Annotated in this window: 1 protein-coding gene; it reads right to left on the reverse strand. The window is 62.6% G+C overall.

The window, feature by feature from the left end:
• A partial coding sequence (locus AACY45_RS28830; RefSeq protein ID WP_339548885.1) for a mechanosensitive ion channel family protein occupies positions 1 to 431 on the reverse strand: 431 nt, incomplete at both ends.

Raw genomic sequence — 431 nt, forward strand, 5'->3', positions numbered from 1 at the left:
TTTCGACCGGGGTCCATTGCACCAGCCCGAGCGTGAACACCACGCGGCGGTATTCGCGCTGGGTGTTGTTGATGATTTCCTTTTCGAGCAATTGCTTGTTGGCGACGATGCGTTCCTCGCCGGTGACGCCGCGGATGCGCGTCGATTTGAGCCCGATCGCCTCGACCGTGCCCGCCGATTTGTCATAGCTGATCGCGTCGCCACGCCGGAACGGGCGATCGAGCAGGATCGCAAGCGCCGCGAACAGATCGGCAAAGATGCCCTGTGCCGCCAGACCGATCGCGATGCCGCCGACGCCAAGGCCTGCGATGAGGCCGGTGACGTTGACCCCGAGATTGTCGAGCACGACGATCGCCGCGATCGCGAAGACCGCAAAGCTGACCAGCAAGCGGATAATGTTCATCGCGCTGCCGATGGCTTCACCCGCATAA

The sequence above is a fragment of the Pseudomonas sp. RA_35y_Pfl2_P32 genome, from assembly GCF_963970735.1.
In the GTDB taxonomy this organism is placed as follows: domain Bacteria; phylum Pseudomonadota; class Gammaproteobacteria; order Pseudomonadales; family Pseudomonadaceae; genus Aquipseudomonas.